The 20,636-nt window shown below is 59.2% G+C and carries 17 protein-coding genes; 10 read left to right on the top strand and 7 right to left on the bottom strand.

Features of this window, described 5'->3' with window-relative positions; translation table 11 throughout:
• The first annotated feature begins 114 nt into the window (after positions 1–114).
• The 8 genes from rimP to AC54XV_RS21950 all read left to right on the top strand — a co-directional run bounded on the left by rimP (position 115) and on the right by AC54XV_RS21950 (position 9,516).
• Positions 115–573: a ribosome maturation factor RimP gene (gene rimP, locus AC54XV_RS21985; protein WP_002555126.1), complete on the top strand. Its 459-nt coding sequence runs from the start codon at positions 115–117 to the stop codon at positions 571–573.
• A 59-nt stretch (positions 574–632) separates the two neighbouring features.
• Positions 633–2,114 carry a transcription termination factor NusA gene (nusA, locus tag AC54XV_RS21980; protein WP_496717221.1) on the top strand — a complete coding sequence of 494 codons (1,482 nt, stop codon included), beginning with the start codon at positions 633–635 and terminating at the stop codon, positions 2,112–2,114.
• A gap of 27 nt (positions 2,115–2,141) precedes the next feature.
• Positions 2,142–4,667, top strand: a complete 2,526-nt coding sequence (gene infB / locus AC54XV_RS21975; protein WP_060408916.1) for a translation initiation factor IF-2 — start codon at positions 2,142–2,144, stop codon at positions 4,665–4,667.
• Between the two features lie 159 nt (positions 4,668–4,826).
• The gene (rbfA, locus tag AC54XV_RS21970; RefSeq protein WP_003340588.1) at positions 4,827–5,243 is read left to right on the top strand and encodes a 30S ribosome-binding factor RbfA; all 417 of its coding nucleotides are present in this window, start codon (positions 4,827–4,829) and stop codon (positions 5,241–5,243) included.
• Between the two features lie 3 nt (positions 5,244–5,246).
• A complete protein-coding gene (truB, locus tag AC54XV_RS21965) occupies positions 5,247–6,164 on the top strand; it encodes a tRNA pseudouridine(55) synthase TruB (protein ID WP_003400189.1) in 918 nt (305 codons plus the stop codon).
• A gap of 159 nt (positions 6,165–6,323) precedes the next feature.
• The gene (gene rpsO, locus AC54XV_RS21960; protein WP_002555121.1) at positions 6,324–6,593 is read left to right on the top strand and encodes a 30S ribosomal protein S15; all 270 of its coding nucleotides are present in this window, start codon (positions 6,324–6,326) and stop codon (positions 6,591–6,593) included.
• Positions 6,594–6,768: 175 nt separating this feature from the next.
• Positions 6,769–8,874 (top strand): polyribonucleotide nucleotidyltransferase, encoded by a 2,106-nt coding sequence (pnp, locus tag AC54XV_RS21955; RefSeq protein WP_496717220.1) that lies wholly within the window; start codon positions 6,769–6,771, stop codon positions 8,872–8,874.
• A 288-nt stretch (positions 8,875–9,162) separates the two neighbouring features.
• Positions 9,163–9,516: a BON domain-containing protein gene (locus AC54XV_RS21950; RefSeq protein ID WP_003400195.1), complete on the top strand. Its 354-nt coding sequence runs from the start codon at positions 9,163–9,165 to the stop codon at positions 9,514–9,516.
• A 148-nt stretch (positions 9,517–9,664) separates the two neighbouring features.
• Here AC54XV_RS21950 and AC54XV_RS21945 read toward each other — a convergent pair whose 3' ends face one another.
• From AC54XV_RS21945 to AC54XV_RS21935, 3 genes are all read right to left on the bottom strand, one after another.
• Positions 9,665–10,006: a DUF2845 domain-containing protein gene (locus AC54XV_RS21945; protein WP_032654304.1), complete on the bottom strand. Its 342-nt coding sequence runs from the start codon at positions 10,004–10,006 to the stop codon at positions 9,665–9,667.
• A complete protein-coding gene (locus AC54XV_RS21940; RefSeq protein ID WP_496717219.1) occupies positions 10,003–12,987 on the bottom strand; it encodes a DUF748 domain-containing protein in 2,985 nt (994 codons plus the stop codon). The genes AC54XV_RS21945 and AC54XV_RS21940 overlap by 4 nt, the downstream gene beginning before the upstream one ends.
• Positions 12,988–13,110: 123 nt before the next feature.
• Entirely contained in the window at positions 13,111–14,127 is a 1,017-nt protein-coding gene (locus AC54XV_RS21935; protein WP_053275465.1) for a class I SAM-dependent rRNA methyltransferase, read from the bottom strand.
• A 157-nt stretch (positions 14,128–14,284) separates the two neighbouring features.
• Between AC54XV_RS21935 and AC54XV_RS21930 the strand changes: the two genes are divergently transcribed.
• Positions 14,285–15,868 carry an alkaline phosphatase D family protein gene (locus tag AC54XV_RS21930; RefSeq protein ID WP_003400204.1) on the top strand — a complete coding sequence of 528 codons (1,584 nt, stop codon included), beginning with the start codon at positions 14,285–14,287 and terminating at the stop codon, positions 15,866–15,868.
• 107 nt (positions 15,869–15,975) lie between these two features.
• On the top strand, positions 15,976–16,917 hold the full coding sequence (locus AC54XV_RS21925; protein WP_003400207.1) for an AEC family transporter: 942 nt from the start codon (positions 15,976–15,978) through the stop codon (positions 16,915–16,917).
• Here AC54XV_RS21925 and AC54XV_RS21920 read toward each other — a convergent pair.
• The 4 genes from AC54XV_RS21920 to gatB all read right to left on the bottom strand — a co-directional run bounded on the left by AC54XV_RS21920 (position 16,914) and on the right by gatB (position 20,633).
• Entirely contained in the window at positions 16,914–17,297 is a 384-nt protein-coding gene (locus tag AC54XV_RS21920; protein WP_003400208.1) for a carboxymuconolactone decarboxylase family protein, read from the bottom strand. The two genes, AC54XV_RS21925 and AC54XV_RS21920, sit on opposite strands and share 4 nt — an antisense overlap.
• A 33-nt stretch (positions 17,298–17,330) precedes the next feature.
• A complete protein-coding gene (locus tag AC54XV_RS21915; protein WP_496717218.1) occupies positions 17,331–18,362 on the bottom strand; it encodes a calcium/sodium antiporter in 1,032 nt (343 codons plus the stop codon).
• Between the two features lie 78 nt (positions 18,363–18,440).
• Positions 18,441–18,809: a septal ring lytic transglycosylase RlpA family protein gene (locus AC54XV_RS21910; protein WP_024641676.1), complete on the bottom strand. Its 369-nt coding sequence runs from the start codon at positions 18,807–18,809 to the stop codon at positions 18,441–18,443.
• Between the two features lie 378 nt (positions 18,810–19,187).
• On the bottom strand, positions 19,188–20,633 hold the full coding sequence (gatB, locus tag AC54XV_RS21905) for an Asp-tRNA(Asn)/Glu-tRNA(Gln) amidotransferase subunit GatB (RefSeq protein WP_003313612.1): 1,446 nt from the start codon (positions 20,631–20,633) through the stop codon (positions 19,188–19,190).
• Positions 20,634–20,636 lie beyond the last annotated feature (3 nt).

Below are 20,636 nucleotides of genomic sequence, written 5' to 3'. Positions count from 1 at the left end.
TTTTAAGGGGCTTTTTGTTAGCTGGACAGTACATGACGTCGATGTTCAGCGGCGTTTTCAGGGATGGGCTTTTGCCCATTTTTTTATTTCTAAAGCATGCACGAGGGGGTTCAGGTGTCGAGCAAGCTAGAACAGTTGCAGGACTTGTTGGCCCCAGTGGTCGTGGCCCTTGGCTACCAGTGCTGGGGAATCGATTTCAGTTCCCAGGGCAAGCATTCGGTGCTGCGCATTTATATCGACAAGGAAGGGGGCGTTCTGGTCGACGACTGTGCAATCGTCAGTCGCCAGATCAGCGGCGTGTTGGACGTAGAAGACCCGATCAGCACCGAGTACACCCTCGAAGTATCTTCTCCTGGCATGGAGCGCCCGCTGTTCACTATTGAGCAGTTTGCTTCGTACGCCGGGGAACAAGTGAAAATAAAGCTGCGTTCACCTTTCGAAGGTCGACGCAACTTTCAAGGCCTTCTCCGCGGGGTGGAGGAGCAGGATGTCGTGGTGCAGGTTGAAGACCATGAGTTCCTGTTGCCGATCGACATGATCGACAAGGCCAACATTATTCCCACGTTTGACTGAGACGTGCCGGTTACTGCGGATCCCGCGGATCCAATGGCTTGCGAAAGGCGAGGCGTACGATGAGCAAAGAAGTACTGCTGGTTGTTGAGTCGGTGTCCAATGAAAAGGGCGTTCCGGCTAGTGTCATTTTTGAAGCGCTGGAGCTGGCTCTGGCCACCGCTACCAAGAAGCGTTTTGAAGATGAAGTAGAACTGCGTGTAGAGATCAATCGCCAGACAGGCAACTACGAGACTTTCCGTCGCTGGACAGTTGTCGAAGACGAAGATCTGGACGATCCTGCTTACGAATTGGCTGTTGATCAGGCCCAGGCGAAAAAGCCGGGTGCTGTTGCAGGCGACCTGATCGAAGAAAAAATCGATTCCATCGAATTCGGTCGTATCGCGGCGCAGACCGCCAAGCAAGTCATTGTGCAGAAAGTTCGCGAAGCCGAGCGTGCTCAGGTAGTCGATGCCTACCGCGAGCGTCTGGGTGAAATCATTTCTGGTACTGTTAAAAAGGTTACACGTGACAATGTCATCGTTGACCTGGGTAACAATGCCGAAGCCTTGCTGGCTCGTGAAGACATCATTTCCCGGGAAACTTTCCGGGTCGGTGTTCGCGTCCGTGCTCTGCTGAAAGAAATTCGCACCGAAAACCGTGGCCCTCAGCTGATCCTGTCGCGTACTGCGCCAGAGATGCTGATCGAGCTTTTCCGCATTGAAGTGCCGGAAATTGCCGAAGGTCTCATCGAGGTGATGGCTGCCTCCCGTGACCCGGGTTCTCGTGCGAAAATCGCTGTTCGCTCCAAGGATAAACGAATCGACCCGCAAGGTGCCTGTATCGGCATGCGCGGTTCGCGAGTTCAGGCTGTTTCCGGCGAGCTGGGTGGCGAGCGTGTGGATATCGTTCTCTGGGACGATAACCCGGCGCAGTTCGTGATCAATGCAATGTCCCCTGCAGAAGTAGCGGCAATCATCGTAGATGAAGACGCGCATGCAATGGATATCGCAGTGGGAGCGGACAACCTGGCCCAGGCTATTGGTCGTGGCGGTCAGAACGTGCGTCTGGCAAGTCAGCTAACTGGCTGGACCCTGAACGTAATGACCGAATCGGACATCCAGGCCAAGCAGCAAGCTGAAACCGGTGACATCCTGCGCAACTTCATCGAAGAGCTCGAAGTCGATGAAGAATTTGCACAGGTGCTGGTTGATGAAGGCTTCACCAGCCTGGAAGAGATTGCCTACGTACCGTTGGAAGAAATGCTCAACATCGACGGCTTTGACGAAGACATCGTCAACGAGCTTCGCGCTCGTGCCAAGGATCGTTTGTTGACTAAAGCCATCGCTACAGAGGAAAAGCTGGCAGACGCCCATCCGGCCGAAGACCTGCTCTCGCTTGAGGGTATGGACAAGGATTTGGCGATGGAACTGGCGGTGCGCGGCGTAATTACCCGCGAAGACCTGGCCGAGCAGTCTATAGATGACCTGCTCGACATCGACGGCATTGACGATGATCGTGCCGGCAAGTTGATCATGGCCGCCCGAGCCCACTGGTTCGAGTAATTGGGCGCGGCCTGAGGAGAGAAGTGCATGACGCAAGTCACGGTGAAAGAACTGGCCAAAGTGGTCGACACACCGGTAGAGCGCCTGTTACAGCAGATGCGTGAGGCAGGTCTGCCGCACACCGCCGCCGAGCAAGTTGTGACCGATAACGAAAAACAAGCCTTGTTGACGCACCTGAAAAGCGGTCACAAGGCCAAGGTGGAAGAGCCTCGCAAGATTACCTTGCAGCGCAAGACCACCAGCACCCTGCGCGTTGCTGGCAGCAAGAGCATCAGCGTTGAAGTGCGCAAGAAGAAAGTCTTTGTGCAGCGTAGCCCGGAAGAGATCGAAGCCGAGCGCAAGCGCGAGATGGATGAACGCCGTGCGGTAGAAAACGCCGCCCGTCAAAAGGCTGAAGAAGAAGCCAAGCGTCGCGCTGAAGAAGATGCGCGCAGCCAGCCTGCTGCCAGCCAGTCGGCTCCGGCTGCTGCCGAGCCTGTTGCCGCCGCCGAGCCTGTGCGCGAAGCAGCGCCAGCCGCTGCTCCGGCACCGGCCAGCGCCGCGCCTTCTGCCGATGCTCGCAAGCGTGACGAACAGCGTCGCCCTGACAAGCCTCGTGCTGACGACCGCAACGCCCGTGGCGGCGACGGCGAGCGTAAAAACGCTCCGCATCGCGCTTCGGTCAAGGAGAAGGCTCCGGCCCCTCGCGTTGCTCCTCGCACTACCGACGAAGAAAGCGACAGCTTCCGTCGTGGTGGTCGTGGCAAGGGCAAGCTGAAGAAGCGTAACGCGCATGGTTTCCAGAGCCCTACCGGCCCGGTCATCCGTGACGTTGCCATTGGCGAGACCATCACTGTCGGCGAATTGTCGGCACAGATGTCGGTCAAGGCCGCTGAAGTCATCAAGTTCATGTTCAAGATGGGCACCCCGGTGACCATCAACCAGGTACTGGATCAGGAAACTGCCCAGTTGATCGCTGAAGAGTTGGGCCACAAGGTCACGCTGGTCAGCGACAACGCTCTGGAAGATTCCCTGGCTGAATCGCTGAAGTTCGAAGGTGAGTCGTTCTCCCGTGCACCGGTTGTGACCGTAATGGGCCACGTCGACCATGGTAAGACCTCGCTGCTCGACTACATCCGTCGTTCTAAGGTTGCAGCTGGCGAAGCCGGCGGCATCACCCAGCACATCGGTGCCTACCACGTTGAAACCGAGCGCGGCATGGTCACGTTCCTCGACACCCCTGGTCACGCTGCGTTTACCGCCATGCGTGCTCGTGGTGCCAAGGCAACGGATATCGTGATTCTGGTTGTTGCAGCTGACGACGGCGTGATGCCTCAGACCATCGAAGCTGTTCAGCATGCTGTTGCGGCTGGCGTTCCGCTGGTTGTTGCGGTGAACAAGATCGACAAGCCTGGTGCTGACCTCGATCGTATCCGCAGCGAGCTGTCGGTCCATGGCGTGACGTCCGAAGAGTGGGGCGGTGATACGCCTTTCGTTTCGGTCTCCGCGAAGATGGGTACTGGCGTCGACGAATTGCTGGAAGCTGTTCTGCTGCAGGCCGAAGTCCTGGAACTCAAGGCAACCCCGTCGGCCCCTGGTCGTGGTGTTGTTGTCGAGTCCCGTCTGGACAAGGGTCGTGGCCCGGTCGCTACTGTTCTGGTTCAGGACGGTACGCTGCGTCAGGGCGACATGGTGCTGGTCGGTTCGAACTTCGGCCGCATCCGCGCCATGCTCGACGAGAACGGCAAGCCGGTCAAAGAAGCAGGTCCTTCGATTCCGGTCGAAATCCTGGGTCTTGACGGTACACCGGACGCTGGCGACGAGATGAGCGTGCTGTCGGACGAGAAGAAAGCCCGTGAAGTGGCTCTGTTCCGTCAAGGCAAGTTCCGCGAAGTCAAACTGGCCCGTGCTCACGCTGGCAAGCTGGAAAACATCTTCGAGAACATGGGTCAGGCAGAGAAGAAGACGCTCAACATCGTCCTCAAATCTGACGTACGCGGTTCCCTTGAAGCGTTGAACGGCGCCTTGAACGGCCTGGGTAACGACGAAGTGCAAGTGCGCGTGGTCGGTGGCGGTGTCGGTGGTATCACCGAGAGCGACGCCAACCTGGCACTGGCCTCCAACGCTGTACTGTTCGGCTTCAACGTGCGTGCCGATGCCGGCGCTCGCAAGATCGTCGAGCAGGAAGGTCTGGACATGCGTTACTACAACGTGATCTACGACATCATCGAAGACGTCAAGAAAGCCCTCACCGGCATGCTTGGCAGCGACGTCCGGGAGAATATCCTGGGTATCGCCGAAGTCCGCGATGTGTTCCGTTCGCCGAAATTCGGCGCGATCGCAGGGTGCATGGTTCTGGAAGGCACCGTCTACCGTAACCGTCCGATTCGTGTTCTGCGCGAAGACATCGTTATCTTTGAGGGCGAGCTGGAATCCCTGCGCCGCTTCAAGGACGACGCTGCCGAAGTACGTGCAGGCATGGAATGCGGTATCGGCGTCAAGAGCTACAACGACGTCAAGGTCGGTGACAAGATCGAAGTCTTCGAGAAGGTTCAAGTGGCTCGCAGCCTCTAAATCGCGAGCTTCAGGAGTCATGGTGGGAGCCTCGCATGCAAATGCCCTGCTTTCCCCATGGGCTCTAAACGCAACGCCCGGTCTGGCAATTGTCAGGCCGGGCGTTTGCCGCTTTCAGACTGTCAGGGTTTGGTCCCGGATCAGTAACAGGTAACAAGCATGGCAAAAGAATACAGCCGTACCCAACGTATCGGCGATCAGATGCAGCGCGAACTGGCGCAGCTGATCCGCCGCGAAATCAAGGACCCACGCGTGGGTCTGGTCACCATCACCGCCGTAGACGTCAGCCGTGACGTGGGTCATGCGAAGATTTTCATGACCGTCATGGGTCAGGACAGCGCCGAAGAGATCGCGCAGACCATCAAGGTGCTCAACGCTGCCGCAGGTTTCCTGCGCATGCAGCTGGCCCGCGAGATGAAGTTGCGCAGTGTGCCTCAACTACATTTCCACTATGACGAAAGCGTCGTGCGTGGCGCGCATCTCTCGGCACTGATCGAGCGTGCCGTGGCAGAAGACGGTCAGCATCAGGAAGGCCCCGCATCGGCGGATGCAAAGCCTGAAAGTACCGAGGAATAAAGAGTGGCTCAGGTCAAGCGTATACGCCGCAATGTCAGCGGGATCATCCTGCTCGACAAGCCACTGGGTTTCACCTCCAACGCCGCTCTGCAAAAGGTTCGCTGGCTGCTCAACGCCGAGAAAGCCGGGCACACCGGCAGCCTCGATCCTCTGGCAACGGGCGTTCTGCCGTTGTGCTTTGGTGAGGCGACCAAGTTCTCTCAGTACCTGCTCGATTCGGACAAGTCCTACGAGACCCTGGCGCAACTGGGCAAGACCACTACCACTGCCGACTCTGAAGGCGAGGTTTTGCTCACGCGTCCGGTGACCGTTGGTCGCGACGATATCGAAGCGGCTCTGCCGCATTTTCGCGGACAAATCAGCCAGATACCTCCCATGTACTCGGCCCTCAAGCGTGATGGCCAGCCACTTTACAAGCTGGCACGTGCAGGGGAAGTAGTGGAGCGCGAGCCCCGTTCTGTTACTATTGCGCGCCTGGAATTACTCGCTTGCGAAGGCGACACGGCACGTCTGTCCGTCGATTGCAGCAAAGGCACCTATATCCGCACGCTGGTCGAGGATATCGGTGAGAAGCTTGGTTGTGGTGCTTACGTCGCAGAGCTGCGTCGTACCCAGGCCGGGCCTTTCACGCTGGCTCAGACAGTGACGCTGGAAGAGCTCGAGCAGGTGCATGCCGACGGCGGCAATGAAGCGGTTGACCGTTTCCTGATGCCATCGGACAGCGGTCTGCTGGACTGGCCGCTGTTGAAGTTTTCGGAACACAGTTCGTTTTACTGGTTGCATGGTCAGCCAGTACGCGCGCCGGACGCACCGAAATTCGGTATGGTTCGCGTGCAGGATCACGAAGGTCGCTTCATCGGTATCGGTGAAGTCGCCGAAGACGGGCGCATTGCGCCGCGTCGCCTGATTCGGTCAGAGTGACCGAAACCAGTCCAGCCGTCGGCTTGCCGGCGAGTGGGGTGGAACGAGGATGGCTGTCAACAGGCACGGTCATACCTCATTTTTTAATACGAGGATCTGTCCTCGGCCTGTTGGAAACGTTTCTCCGGAAGCGCTTCCTTGCACAAAAGGATTGCCCACATGGCACTCAGCGTTGAAGAAAAAGCTCAGATCGTAACCGACTACCAGCAAGCTGTTGGTGATACTGGTTCGCCAGAAGTGCAAGTTGCACTGCTGACCGCCAACATCAACAAACTGCAAGGCCACTTCAAGGCCAACGGTAAGGACCACCACTCGCGTCGTGGTCTGATCCGTATGGTAAACCAGCGTCGCAAGCTGCTGGATTACCTGAAAGGTAAGGACGTTAGCCGTTACAGCGCCCTGATCGGTCGTCTGGGTCTGCGTCGCTAATAACGACGTTGCTAGAGGTTGGTTGTCTGTCACGATCCGTCGGGTTTGCCCGGTGGTTCTGGCAGGCTCCCAGCCTCAAGTTTTATCTGGGCTGTGGAAGGGGCCGATTCCCCACGCTGCCCAAGAATTCGCAAGAAACCAGTTCCCCAAGAGCCACAAAGAAAGGTAGGAAACCGTGAACCCGGTAATCAAAAAGTTTCAGTTCGGTCAATCGACCGTAACCCTCGAGACAGGCCGTATCGCCCGTCAAGCCTCTGGTGCAGTATTGGTCACCGTTGACGACGACGTCAGCGTACTCGTGACTGTGGTCGGCGCCAAACAGGCTGACGCTGGCAAAGGCTTCTTCCCTCTGTCCGTGCACTATCAGGAAAAAACCTACGCTGCCGGCAAGATTCCTGGTGGTTTCTTCAAGCGTGAAGGCCGTCCTTCCGAGAAAGAAACCCTGACTTCGCGCCTGATCGACCGTCCGATCCGCCCGTTGTTTCCAGAAGGCTTCATGAACGAAGTGCAGGTCGTCTGCACCGTCGTCTCCACCAGCAAGAAAATCGATCCGGACATCGCTGCGATGATCGGTACTTCGGCTGCCCTGGCCATCTCCGGTATCCCGTTTGACGGTCCGGTCGGTGCTGCCCGCGTTGCTTTCCACGAAAGCACCGGCTACCTGTTGAACCCGACTTACGAGCAGCTGCAGGCTTCGAGCCTGGACATGGTCGTTGCCGGTACTTCCGAAGCCGTTCTGATGGTCGAGTCGGAAGCCAAAGAGCTGACCGAAGACCAGATGCTGGGCGCCGTGCTGTTCGCGCATGACGAGTTCCAGGTCGTGATCAACGCCATCAAGGAACTGGCTGCCGAGGCCGCCAAGCCTACCTGGGACTGGCAGCCAAAGCCTGAAGCGACTGCACTGCTGGGCGCTATCCGTGCCGAGTTCGGCGACGCGATCTCCCAGGCTTACACCATCACCGTCAAAGCCGACCGCTATGCGCGTCTGGGCGAGCTGAAAGATCAGGTCGTTGCCAAGCTCGCTGTCGATGACGGCAGCCCGTCTGCCAGCGAAGTCAAAGCGGCTTTCGGCGAAATCGAATACCGCACCGTTCGCGAAAACATCGTTAACGGCAAGCCGCGTATCGATGGTCGTGACACGCGCACCGTTCGTCCTCTGAACATCGAAGTCGGCGTTCTGCCGAAGACTCACGGTTCGGCACTGTTCACCCGTGGCGAAACTCAGGCGCTGGTGGTTGCCACGCTGGGTACTGCACGTGACGCACAGCTGCTCGACACCCTCGAAGGCGAGAAAAAAGACCCCTTCATGCTGCACTACAACTTCCCTCCGTTCTCGGTGGGCGAGTGTGGTCGCATGGGCGGCGCAGGTCGTCGTGAAATCGGTCACGGCCGTCTGGCCCGTCGCAGTGTCCAGGCCATGCTGCCAGGCGCTGACGTGTTCCCGTACACCATCCGTGTCGTGTCGGAAATCACTGAGTCCAACGGCTCCAGCTCCATGGCTTCGGTCTGCGGTGCTTCCCTGGCTCTGATGGACGCTGGTGTGCCGATGAAGGCGTCGGTTGCCGGTATCGCCATGGGTCTGGTCAAGGAAGGCGAGAAGTTCGCGATTCTGACCGACATCCTGGGTGACGAAGACCACCTGGGCGACATGGACTTCAAGGTAGCCGGTACCTCCAAAGGTGTTACCGCGCTGCAGATGGACATCAAGATCAAAGGCATCACCGAAGAAATCATGGAGATCGCCCTGGGCCAGGCCCTGGAAGCTCGCCTGAACATCCTCGGCCAGATGAACCAGATCATCGGTCAGTCGCGTAACGAACTGTCGGCCAACGCTCCGACCATGATCGCGATGAAGATCGACACCGACAAGATCCGTGACGTGATCGGCAAGGGCGGCGCAACCATCCGTGCCATCTGCGAAGAGACCAAGGCTTCGATCGACATCGAAGACGACGGCTCGATCAAGATCTTCGGCGAGTCCAAGGAAGCGGCTGAGGCTGCACGTCAGCGCGTTCTGGGCATCACCGCAGAAGCGGAAATCGGCAAGATCTACATCGGTAAGGTTGAGCGCATCGTCGATTTCGGCGCATTCGTCAACATCCTGCCGGGCAAGGATGGTCTGGTTCACATCTCGATGCTGAGCGATGCTCGCGTAGAGAAAGTGACCGACATCCTCAAGGAAGGTCAGGAGGTCGAAGTACTGGTACTGGACGTGGACAACCGCGGCCGTATCAAGCTGTCGATCAAGGACGTAGCCGCAGCGAAAGCGTCGGGCGTCTGATTGATCTGAGCGGCATGTGAAAAAGGACTCTTCGGAGTCCTTTTTTTATGAGCGCAATTAAAGGCTTACACATGGAGCATGCAAACTGCCCGGTGCAAACATGCATCTTGCAACCCCGGGTTTGAGCGAACGGGCAATCTGCACGACTCAGCAAAATAGCGAAAAACATAAGCTATTGATTATAAAGGTTATTTTGACTGTCTCATTTTTGGCACACCGCTTGCGATACACCTGTTAACCCTGCCACCACATGCTGGTGCAGATTTTGAGAAAAACAGGAGTTATCGTATGAAGAAGTTTGCTATTGCCGCTGCTACCGCTACTGCCCTGACTCTGACCATGGCCAATGCTGCTTTCGCACAGACCTCGGCCCAAGCGCCAATGGTTCTGGCAGCTAACACCACTACTCAAGAAGTCAAAGAAGACGTGTCCGATTCCTGGATCACCGGCAAAGTCAAAGCTGATCTGGTAACCGAGAAAGGCATCCCTGGTACCGACATCAAGGTTGAGACCAACAAAGGCGTGGTTTCCCTGTCCTCCATGGTAAAAGTGACTGAAGCTCAGAAAACTACTGCCGTCGCTATCGCCAAGAAAATCAAAGGCGTTAAAGACGTATCGGCTGCTGGCCTGAAAGCCGAGTAATCGAATACTGCTCATGAACAGCCGCAGTCATTGATTGATGGAAGGTTCATGCGAGGCTACAAGGATGTAGCCATTAAAGGCCCCGACTGAAGAGTCGGGGCCTTTTCTATGGGGTGACGAAAAAGATGAAGGGCAGGGAAGCAGGGGATCAGTTGCGGCGTTTGCTCTCGATGCCCACCAGGCGCCCGCCTTCGAAGCGCAGGTACTGATACATGCCGTTATCAGGACCGTATATCCACTCCTCGATCCTCACGGCTTCGGACCTTCGATAATTGTTGCTATTGAAGGTTTCCTGAGTGCCGAGCACCTCCTGGCTGACCGGTTCGCCGCATTTCTGCTGGACTTCGAACGCCCGGTCACCGGTGCTGACCAGTTGGCTGCCGCAACGCAGGGTTGAGCTGGCATATGCCGAGGCGACAATTGACCCGGCCATGGCGGCGAGGGTCAGGTTGATCAGTCGTTTGATCCGGGTGTGTGCCAAAGGCTTCATTCGCTGTCGAGGTGCAGAGGGCTGATGACTTTACCATCCGGTTGGGCCTGGCCCAGGCGGGCATCGACGAAGTACACGCGAGCGTCTTCGAGCTTGCCCTTGTCCACCAGGTAATCCTTGATGCTACTGGCTCTGCTCTGGCCCAGTTCGCGCAGCAGCACCTCATTGCTGCTCCAGAACTTGAGCACGGCGGCACGCATCTGGGCAGCACGTTGCTCCTTGCCCAGACTCGCCCATTCAGCGGGCGGTTGCTGTTTCAGGCGTGTCCTGTAGATACCCTCGAGCATAGGCGCCTTTTCCTCTTCCGGGACCTGTACCAAACCGGCCCTGGCTGGAACCTTGTCGCCACGTCGCTGGAGGATCTTGTAATACGTGTACTGGTATTCGCGTTCCAGCCTTTGCTGGGCGATCAATGGACCGTCACTGCTGGCGGCGCTGGTGCCTTCGATCTCCAGCTTCAGGTCCGGACGCTCCTTGAGCGCTACCGAGAGCTTGTCCAGGGCATTTTGCGCCTCTGCCGACAAGTCACTGGAGCCTGGCGCGAAACTTACGCTGCCGAGGTCCTCGGAGCTTCCACCGGCGACCAGCCCGCCGAGCATCTTGAACGGGGCCTGTGCTGCACGCAGCACCAGATTGCGCAGGGTCTGCCAGACAATCGGCATGACGCTGAACTGCGGGTTGTTCAGGTCGCCTTCGATGGGCAGCTCAAGGGAAATACGCCCCTGGGTATCCTTGAGCAGCGCGACCGCCAGACGAATAGGCAGGTCCAGCGCATCCGGGCTGTCGACCCGTTCACCCAGTTGCAGCTGCTCCACCAGCACCTTGTTCTGGGCCTTGAGCTGGCCCTTGGTGATCAGGTAGTGCAGGTCGAGATTGAGCCGGCCCTTGCGGATCCGGAAACCTGCGAACTTGCCGGAGTAGGGGGTCAGATTGGTCAGCTCGACGCGCTTGAAGCTGGTGGTGATATCCAGGCTGGCCATCGGGTCGAACGGGTTTAGGCTGCCCTTGATGGTCACCGGCGCATAGCGGTCGACCTTGCCCTCGATGTTCACCGGGGCCGGTGTAGGCTTGCGGTTGTCGATGGTGCCGATACGACCGTTGAGCTGCTGCACGGCGGTGGCGAAGTTTGGGGTCAGGGTCATGTCGGCAAAGTTTGCCGAGCCATCGTTGATATTCACTTCACCCACGTAGATCGCCAGCGGGTTTTCCTTCTTGCCTGCGGCTTGGGTTCTGGCTGCCTTTGGCTGGCTGGCGGTCTTGCCAGTAGCTGCGTCGGCTGGCTGCGGGATCAACAGATCGTCGATGTTAGTGGTCCGGTCCTCATTGATCATGAAGCGCGCGTAAGGCTGATCCATGTTCACTTTGGCAATCGACAGGCCCTTGCCGTGCTGGTAGTCCAGGCCCTCCAGCGCCAATTGCTGCCATTTCAGGAAGTCGCGCTGTTTGAGTGTATCCAGCGTGTGCAACTGATTGACCTGTGCTTTACCGGTGACGCTGAACGCCAGTGGCTCGGTGCTTTTCAGGTCGACCGCCAGATCGCTGCCGAGCATGCCGCTGCGCAGCTCCAGACGAATGAACGGGCTGATGTAGGCCTGGGCGAGGCGCAGGTCGATGTCGCGGGTGGTTACGTTGAGTCGTGCGCTGACCGGATTGAGGTTCACGTCACCGGCGGCAGTGAGATTGCCCTGTTTGCCCAGCCCGGTATCCAGCTTGAGCGTGAAGGGCGCCTTGTTCAGACTGTCGAAATTCTGGATGTCCAGATTCAGCGGGCCAACGTCCAGCGCGACCGGCTCTTGAGGCACGCGATCTGCCAGATGGACCATGTAGTTGCGCAATTGCACATCCCGCAACAGGACCTGCCAGGGTTTGCTCTGCGCCACGGGTTGAGCGCTGACTTTGGCTGAGGCCTCGGTGGCAGGCGCCGGCTCGGCGGCTTTTTCGTCCACGGCCGGGGTGTGCGGCGCTGCGGGCTTGCCCGGTTGGCTGGCGAACAGTTTTTGCCAGTCCAGTTGCCCGTCGGCTTCACGCGCGGCCCAGGTTTCCAGTTTCTGGCTGCGGACCTTGCCTACGGTAACCAGCTGCTTTGCCAGGTCGACCGATGTTTCGCTGACGTCCAGGCGTTGCAGGCGTACCAGGGGGCGACCGTCGGGAGCGTTGAGCGCGAACGGCGCAACACTGGCCGAGACGTTGGTCAACTTCAGTTCGGTTTCCCTGGACAGGTTCAATGTGTAGGCCGTGCTGAAATTCAGCACGCCGTCCTCGAGCGCCAGTGGCAAGGCATCGCGCACATAAGGCCACCACAGTTTCATCTTGCTGTCGGTGACTTTCAACGTGCCCTCAGAGGTGATCGGGATCAGGCTGATACGGCCGACCCAGTCGATCTGCCCACCGTCCGGACCCGCCGCGACCAGGGTCATATCGGCATTGTCTTCAGGCAGTGTGCTGAGGTTCTTGAGCTCGAAATCCAGCGCGTCGTAGAGAAACTCGATGGGCTGGCTGGGACGCAGGTCCTGGAAGTGAACGTAGCCTCCCGCCAGTTTGATTTCGTCGATACGCAGCGGGAATGGCTTGCTGGCGGGTTGGTCCTGTGCCGGTTCGCTGGCGGGCAGCTTGAACAGCTGCGCCAGATTGAGCTTGCCCTGTTTGTCGAACAGCAGCTCGGTGCGCGGTTTGATAAGCTCGACGCGTTGCAGATGCAGGGCCCGTGTCCACAGGCTGTTGATTTGCAGATTGGCATAAAGCTTTTCAAACGCCACCTGCTCCTTGCCTGGCGTGCCGATGTTCAGGCCCCAGAGTGTCAGCTCCAGGGTGAAGGGGTTGAACTCCAGGCGTTCGAGCTTTGCCGGCACCGTGGCGTAATTGGCCAGTTGCTGGTTGGCGATCCGCAGAGCGACGCCGGGAAGAATGAAAAACCCCAGCAAACTGTAGAGCGCGATCACAGCCAGCAGGGAGCCGAGTGTGCGTTTCAATCCTCTGGACATGGGCAGCGGCGTCTCTCTCTTTTGGAAGCCCTTGGAGTATGGCATGCCTGTTCGGTTCCCAAGGCACTGCCCTCGCGGCTTGTAGGAATTTTCCGGTTGCGCTTGACGATATCAGGCGCCGAGTCAGAGTTGCAGAATCAGCGTTTTCAGCGGTGGTTGATTATCCTGAGACGGGAAGTCTGCGGCGGGACGCATTTCCTGGCAGTCGCGCACCGGACGCCCGGCCTTGGTGGCGCAGCGCAGCACCTGCTCACGCCAGTCCTGCATGCTGACTTTCGCCAGATTGTTGCAGCAGATCAGCACACCATCGTCTGCCGTGGTCAACAGCGCAGGTTTGAGCAGGCTTTGATAGTCGCGCAGCAAATCAACGGTGCCGAACGCGCTCTTGGCCCAGGCCGGTGGGTCGAGCAGGACCAGATCATATTGGCGCTGTTGCAATTTCACGTAGCTGGGCAATTGCTGGCTGCGGCGCGCGGCAATGGGCAACCCGGCCAACTGGCGGATCGCCGGAAAATAATCCGACTGGATGAATTGCATGGGTGGCAGTTGCGGGTTGAGCGCACCATTCTCGCGACCCACCGCCAGATTGCCCTCGGCGAAATCGAGATTGCACACTTCACTCGCGCCACCGGCCGCCGCACTCAGGCCGACGCCGCAGGTGTAGGCGAACAGGTTCAGCACGCTTTTGCCGGCGCTGTGCTGCTTGACCCAGCCGCGGGTGTTGCGCAGGTCCAGAAACAACAGCGGGTCCTGGCCTGCATGCCGACCGCGGACCCGGTAATTGAGCCCCCATTCGTGGCCGACATGATCGGCCAGAGCCGCGTCTTCAGCCTTGTACACGGTGTCGTGGCGATCGACGCGCGAGTTGCCTTGCGAGCGATCGTTATAGACCAGCAGGGTGTCCAGGCCCAGGCGCGTGTTGACCCGTTCATGCAGCGCCAGCAGGGCATCGCGATCCAGGCGGGTGTGAAAGCTCTGTACCAGCAATTGCGGGCCGTAGCGGTCGATGGTCAGCCCGCTGGTACCCTCCTGGCTGCCGTGAAACAGTCGATAGCAGTCCGTGCCCTGTCCATGCAATTGGTCAAGCAACGCCTGGCGATTGTCGAGGGCGACGCTGAGCGCCTGATTCAAGGAAGACATGCTGAGCGCCTCGGGCTGGAATAAGGCGCGGGAGTTTACCAGTTACCGGGCGCCGGGGGTTTTTGGCGTCTGCCATGCGCTTGATCTCCTGCGTTGTCATACAGCGCCAATATTCCCCTGCTACGGTGCTTTTTTGCCTGTCAGCGAGGGGATAACCGTGAGCCAGTTCGATCTCAAGCGTCGCCGTGTCATCCAGGCCGTCGGAACGGTAGGTGCCGGTCTGCTGTTACCGGGTGTTGCACCGGCGGTCATCGCCTCGGTGCAGGATCGTCCGAAGATGATGGATGGCGTGCAGTCCGGCGATGTGTTCGGCGACAAGGCAATCGTCTGGAGCCGCAGCGACCGGCCTTCGCGCATGGTCGTCGAGTGGGACACGCGCAGCATGTTCACCCAGCCACGCCGCGTGGTGTCGGCGCTGGCCGATCAGCGTAGCGACTTTACCGCGCGGGTCGAGTTGAGCGGGCTGCCTGTCGATCAGGCGATTTTCTACCGGGTGTCTTTCGAGGATGCGCAGAGCGGTGTCGCCGGTGAGCCGTGGTTCGGTCATTTGCGCAGCACACCGCAGCAGCGCCGCGACATCCGCTTCGTCTGGAGCGGCGACACGGTAGGGCAGGGCTTTGGCATCAACCCCGATATTGGCGGCATGCGTATCTACGAAGCCATGCGTTTGCGCTTGCCGGACTTTTTTATCCACAGCGGTGACACCATCTACGCCGACAGCCCGGTGCCGGAGCAGCTCACCACGGAGGGCGGGCGCGTCTGGCGCAACATCACCACCGAGGCGAAGAGCAAGGTGGCGGAGACCCTCGACGAATACCGGGGCAATTACCGCTACAACCTGATGGATGAAAACCTGCGCCGCTTCAACGCCGAAGTCCCGCAGATCTGGCAGTGGGATGATCACGAAGTGACCAACAACTGGTCACCCAGCAAACAGCTCGATGATCGCTACAAGGTCAAGGACATCGGCCTGCTGTCCTCGCGTGCCCGCCAGGCTTATCTGGAATACGCGCCGCTGCGCTTGCAGGAAGCCGACAACGGCGGGCGCATTTATCGCAAGATCCCCTACGGTCCGATGCTCGACGTCTTCGTCCTCGATATGCGCAGCTACCGCGCCGGCAACGATGCCAACCTGGCCGACAAACCCGGCCCGACCACCGCATTCATGGGCCGTGAGCAACTGGACTGGCTCAAGCGCGAGCTCAATGCATCGCGCGCGCAGTGGAAAGTCATCGCGGCCGACATGCCCATTGGCCTGGGCGTGCCGGATGGCGAGGTCAGCCCCGGCGTACCGCGTTGGGAGGCCATCGCCAACGGCAATGACGGTCCGGCGTTGGGGCGTGAGTTGGAGGTCGCCGAATTGCTGGCGTACCTGCGCGCGCAGAAGATTCGCGATTGCGTCTGGCTGACGGCCGATGTGCATTACTGCGCGGCGCATCATTACCAGCCGGACCTGGCCGTGTTTCAGGACTTCGACCCGTTCTGGGAGTTCGTCGCCGGGCCATTGAACGCCGGTAGCTATGGTCCCAACGTGCTGGACAAGACCTTTGGTCCCGAGCTGGTGTTCCAGAAAGCGCCACCTGCGCAGAACACCTCGCCGTTCGCGGGTTTTCAGTTTTTTGGCGAAGTGAATATCGACGGGCAGACCGGTGAGATGACCGTGGCGCTGCGCGATCTGGACGGGGTCTCGGTCTTCGAGCGCAAGCTCCAGCCTGTGAAGGAAGTCAGCCGCATCGTCTGATGAACAACAGACGCGGCGCGGTGATCAGGGTTTCGGAAATTCCGTGCAACATGCTCGTCCTCGGTGGCCTATTATGAGCTACCTAACGACGGGACCGGATGCGTTGCATGCTGGCTATTTTTCTCGAAACCCTGAACATCACCGCCCCGGTGTTTGCCATGCTGTTTCTGGGCGTGTTCCTCAGGCGTATCGGCGCGATCAATGATGGTTTCATCGTTGCGGCTTCCGGGCTGGTGTTCAACGTCACCATGCCTGCGCTGCTGTTTCTGGGCATTATTCACGCCGACCTGCGCACCGCCCTGCAGCCCAAACTGCTGGTTTTTTTCAGCATCGCCACACTTTTGAGTTTCGCATTCGCCTGGTGCTGGGCGATCTGGCGTTGCCCGCACGAAGAGCGCGGGATCTACGTCCAGGGCGCGTTTCGTGGCAATAACGGGGTCATCGGTCTGGCCCTGGCGGCCAGCATGTACGGGCCTGATGGCATTTCACTGGGCGCGATTCTCGCCGCGCTGGTCATCGTCTTCTACAACACGTTATCGACGGTGGTACTGGCGGTTTACAGCCCGGTGATCAAGTCCGATCCCTGGAGCATCTTCAAAAGCGTGCTGGCCAACCCGCTGATCATCAGCGTGATCATCGCCTCACCCTTCGCTTACTTTGCCATCGGCCTGCCCAAATGGCTGGAAACCTCCGGCAGCTACCTGGCCCAGATGACTCTGCCGCTGGCACTGATCTGCATCGGTGGCACATTGTCGCTGGCCTCGTTGCGCAAGAGTGGGAAACTGGCTGTCAGTGCCAGCGTCATGAAAATGATCACGCTGCCAGTGCTATGCACGCTGGCCGCCTGGCTGGCCGGTTTTCGCGGCGCTGAACTGGGGATTCTGTTCCTGTATTTCGGCAGCCCGACGGCGGCTGCCAGCTACATCATGGCGCGCACGGCCAACGGCAACTACGAGCTGGCTGCCGCGATCATTGTCATCACCACGCTGGCTGCCGCGGTCACGACCAACGTGGGGATTTTCATCCTGCAATGGGGCGGCTGGATCTAATCCGCTTTGACGTAGCTGTCGATCACTTCCTGCGCCGCACGAAACGCGTCGATGGCCGCTGGCACGCCGGCGTACACCGCGCAGTGCAGCAGCGCTTCGCGAATCTCCTCGACCGTGCAGCCATTGTTCAGTGCGCCACGAACGTGGCCCTTCAGTTCTTGCGGGCATTTCAGGGCGGTGAGAGTGGCCAGGGTGATCAGGCTGCGGGTTTTCAATGGCAGGCCCTCGCGACTCCAGACGCTGCCCCAGGCGTGCTCGTTGACGAAATCCTGCAGTGGCTGGCTGAACTCGGTGGCATTGCCCAGCGCGCGGTCGACGTAGACATCGCCCATCACCTGGCGACGGATCTGTTCGCCGTCACTGATCGTCTTGTCTGTCATGGCCTTGCTCCTTGTATCGATGCGGGGTGGAGGTCAGTGCTGGCGTCGCCAGGCGCGGATCGTGCCCCAGACAACCACAGCGCCCAGCACAGGTAACACCAGCGTGAGCATTTTGCTTTCAAGCCGTTCAGCCAGCGCCATACCGGTGCTGATCGACAGGATATGCAGCCCGTAGGTCAGGTACAACGACAGCAGAAACAGACCTTCCAGGCGGTCTATCCGGTAACCGGAATAGAACAGCGGCACGCACAGCAGCGACACGCCGAGCATGATCGGCAGGTCGAACACCAGTGCATTTGGCGAGATCGTCAGCGGCACCGGGGCGACCAGTGCGGTCAGCCCCAGCACGCCCAGCAGATTGAACAGGTTGCTGCCGATCACGTTGCCCACGGCAATATCGCGCTCACCACGAAACGCTGCGATGAGCGAGGTCATCAGTGCTGGCAGTGATGTGCCGATGGCAATGATGGTCAGGCCGACGATGCGTTCGGACAGCCCAAGATGGATGGCAATCACCACTGACGCGTCGACCAGCAGGTGTCCGCCAGCGGTCAACAGCAGCAAGCCAGTGGCAAGCATGAGGATACGCGTGAAGGTACGAGGTTTTGCGGTTGTCTCGGCATGTCCGTGACGCGGCGCATGACCGCCCTGACGGATGATGACGATCAGGCAGAACAGCAACCCGGCGAGCAGCAGTGCGCCGTCAAGCTTGCTGAATTCGCCGCTCCACGACAGGCCGATAGCCAGCACGCAGGCACCGATCATCAGCGGAATGTCGACGTGCAACACCTGACGGGCAACGCGTAAAGGAATGATCAGTGCGCACAGGCCAAGGATCACCAGCACATTGAAAATGTTACCGCCGATGACACTGCCCACCGCGATGTCGGTGTTATCGGCAAACGCGGCTTGCAGGCTTACTGCCATCTGCGGCGCGCTGGTGCCCATTGCCACGACGGTCAGGCCGACGATCAGTGGCCGGACCTTGAAAATCGCTGCCAGATGCACCGCTGTACGCACTGACAGTTCTGCCCCGATCAGCAGCAATAGCAAGCCACTGAGCATCTGGATAAGCGCGGGGGCGGGCAGGGCCGATAGCTGGAGAATACGAGTGTCCTTGTTGGCGGTGATCGGGGGTTGGGTTTAATCCAGGGCCTGCACACGGACTGGCGCTGTCCCGCTGCGCAGCATACCCAGTTGTTCGGCCGCTTCGCGAGAGACATCGATCAGACGACCACGGGTGTGAGGGCCGCGATCGTTGACGCGCACGACTACCGACCTGTCGTTGTCGAGGTTGGTGACCTTGACGCGCGTGCCGAAGGGCAGTTGGCGATGTGCAGCGGTCAGCGCGTTCTGATTGAACGGCTCGCCGCTGGCAGTGCGGTTGCCGTGATGGCGGGCGCCGTAATAGGCGGCGGTGCCGGTCTCGTCATAACCATGGGGGTCGATGATGTGATTGGCGCACCCTGCCAGTAAGGTCAGCAGGCTGCAGGTAAAAATAAGGCGGCGCATGGGGTGGGTTCCTGAGTGCCGGAGTAGTTGTGGTTGACGCTCGTGCCAATCCTCCATGCTGGCATGCATTTCGTGACGCTCCGCGTCGCAACTCGGTGTTGCAGTGCGTACTCGACAGCGGACGCAGAGCGTCCAGAACTGCATTCCCACGCAGAGCGCTCATCGTTATACACAAGTCATGAAGAGCCCAGAAGGCGGGGTCTTTGACCCTAATCGCGATGTGAATAAAGACCTCTGTGGGAGTGAGCTTGCTCACGAAGACCTTGGTCCAAACGCCCTGTCTCTAGAGGCTGTACCGGCCTATTCGCGAGCAAGCTCGCTCCCACAAGACTCGTGTATAACGCTGATCGCATAGCGTGGGAACGAGAGTGACGAGGATCAGCCCTCCAGCTTGGCCTTCAGCAGTTCGTTGACCTGCTGCGGGTTGGCCTTGCCTTTGGAGGCTTTCATCGCCTGACCGACGAAGAAGCCGAACATCTTGCCGCGCTTGGCTTCATCGGCGGCGCGATACTGTTCGACCTGTTCCGCGTTGGCTGCCAGTACCTCGTCGAGCATCGATTCGATGGCGCCGCTGTCGGTGACCTGCTTCAGGCCGCGCTTTTCGATGACTTCATCGGCGCTGCCTTCACCATTGGCCATCGCCTCGAAGACCATTTTCGCGATCTTGCCGGAAATGGTGTTGTCGGTGATGCGCTTGAGCATGCCGCCCAACTGCTCGGCACTGACCGGCGACTGGTCGATTTCCAGGCCCTGCTTGTTGAGCAGGCTGCCCAGCTCGACCATGACCCAGTTGGCTGCCAGTTTGGCGTCACCACTGATGCTCACCACCTGTTCGAAGTAATCAGCCTGCTCGCGGCTAGAAGCCAGTACGCTGGCGTCGTAGGTCGACAGACCGAACTGGCTCTGGAAGCGTTCGCGTTTCTGCGGTGGCAGCTCCGGCAAGGTGGCGCGGGTTTCTTCGAGGAACGAGTCCTCGATGATCACCGGCAACAGATCCGGGTCGGGGAAGTAACGGTAGTCGTTGGCTTCCTCCTTGCTGCGCATGGCGCGGGTTTCGTTGGTGTTCGGGTCATACAGGCGTGTCTGCTGGATAACCTTGCCACCGTCTTCGATCAGGTCGATCTGGCGCTGAATCTCGCTGTTGATCGCTTTTTCGATGAAGCGGAACGAGTTGACGTTCTTGATCTCGCAACGCGTGCCGAACTCGACCTGACCCTTGGGGCGAATCGATACGTTGCAGTCGCAGCGCAGCGAACCTTCGGCCATGTTGCCGTCACAGATGCCCAGGTAGCGGACAATCGCATGGATGGCCTTGACGTAAGCCACGGCTTCCTTGGCGTTGCGCATGTCCGGCTCGGAAACGATCTCCAGCAACGGGGTGCCGGCACGGTTCAGGTCGATACCGGTCATGCCCTGGAAGTCTTCGTGCAGGCTCTTGCCCGCGTCCTCTTCCAGGTGCGCACGGGTGATGCCGATGCGCTTGACGGTGCCGTCTTCAAGGGGGATGTCCAGGTGGCCCTTGCCGACAATCGGCAGCTCCATCTGGCTGATCTGATAGCCCTTGGGCAGGTCCGGGTAGAAGTAGTTCTTGCGGGCAAACACGTTGTGCTGGCCGATTTCGGCGTTGACGGCCAGGCCGAACTTGACGGCCATGCGCACGGCTTCCTTGTTCAGCACCGGCAATACGCCGGGCATGCCCAGGTCGACGAGGCTGGCCTGCGTGTTGGGCTCGGAGCCGAACGTGGTCGCGCTACCGGAAAAAATCTTTGATTGGGTCGAAAGCTGGGTATGAATCTCCAGCCCGATGACGACTTCCCATTGCATGTG

It is taken from the genome of Pseudomonas fragariae (ex Marin et al. 2024) (genome assembly GCF_059621105.1).
This window is presented reverse-complemented; position numbering and strand designations above follow the sequence as displayed.

What these genes read in the sequence shown, in the direction of transcription:
- AC54XV_RS21915 (WP_496717218.1), bottom strand. Translation starts at nt 18,362, where the DNA reads ATGCTCAGTGGCTTGCTATTGCTGCTGATCGGGGCAGAACTGTCAGTG.
- AC54XV_RS21920 (WP_003400208.1), bottom strand. Translation starts at nt 17,297, where the DNA reads ATGACAGACAAGACGATCAGTGACGGCGAACAGATCCGTCGCCAGGTG.
- AC54XV_RS21910 (WP_024641676.1), bottom strand. Translation starts at nt 18,809, where the DNA reads ATGCGCCGCCTTATTTTTACCTGCAGCCTGCTGACCTTACTGGCAGGG.
- gatB (WP_003313612.1), bottom strand. Translation starts at nt 20,633, where the DNA reads ATGCAATGGGAAGTCGTCATCGGGCTGGAGATTCATACCCAGCTTTCG.
- infB (WP_060408916.1), top strand. Translation starts at nt 2,142, where the DNA reads ATGACGCAAGTCACGGTGAAAGAACTGGCCAAAGTGGTCGACACACCG.
- AC54XV_RS21925 (WP_003400207.1), top strand. Translation starts at nt 15,976, where the DNA reads ATGCTGGCTATTTTTCTCGAAACCCTGAACATCACCGCCCCGGTGTTT.
- rbfA (WP_003340588.1), top strand. Translation starts at nt 4,827, where the DNA reads ATGGCAAAAGAATACAGCCGTACCCAACGTATCGGCGATCAGATGCAG.
- AC54XV_RS21935 (WP_053275465.1), bottom strand. Translation starts at nt 14,127, where the DNA reads ATGTCTTCCTTGAATCAGGCGCTCAGCGTCGCCCTCGACAATCGCCAG.
- nusA (WP_496717221.1), top strand. Translation starts at nt 633, where the DNA reads ATGAGCAAAGAAGTACTGCTGGTTGTTGAGTCGGTGTCCAATGAAAAG.
- rpsO (WP_002555121.1), top strand. Translation starts at nt 6,324, where the DNA reads ATGGCACTCAGCGTTGAAGAAAAAGCTCAGATCGTAACCGACTACCAG.
- AC54XV_RS21940 (WP_496717219.1), bottom strand. Translation starts at nt 12,987, where the DNA reads ATGTCCAGAGGATTGAAACGCACACTCGGCTCCCTGCTGGCTGTGATC.
- AC54XV_RS21945 (WP_032654304.1), bottom strand. Translation starts at nt 10,006, where the DNA reads ATGAAGCCTTTGGCACACACCCGGATCAAACGACTGATCAACCTGACC.
- AC54XV_RS21950 (WP_003400195.1), top strand. Translation starts at nt 9,163, where the DNA reads ATGAAGAAGTTTGCTATTGCCGCTGCTACCGCTACTGCCCTGACTCTG.